Consider the following 276-nt stretch of genomic DNA (forward strand, 5'->3'; position numbering starts at 1 on the left):
GCTGCTGCACGGCATCCCCCACGTCGTCACCGCGCACAGCCTCGAGCCGCTGCGCCCGTGGAAGGCCGAGCAGCTCGGCGGCGGATACGCCGTGTCCAGCTACATCGAGAAGACCACGTACGAGGGTGCGGCGGCCGTCGTCGCGGTGAGCGCGGGCATGCGCGCCGACATCCTGCGCAGCTACCCGTCGCTCGACCCCGACAAGGTGCGGGTGATCTACAACGGCATCGACACCGAGGCGTGGCATCCGGTCGACGATCCCGGGGTGCTCGCGCG

General features: G+C 71.0%; 1 protein-coding gene. It reads left to right on the forward strand.

Annotation, left to right across the window (positions count from 1 at the left end; translation table 11 throughout):
* Window positions 1-276 (forward strand): glycosyltransferase family 4 protein (locus ACZ3HG_RS23545; protein WP_465334770.1); only part of this gene is annotated, 276 nt, incomplete at both ends.

It is taken from the genome of Erwinia sp. PME.40.26/001, assembly GCF_055556675.1.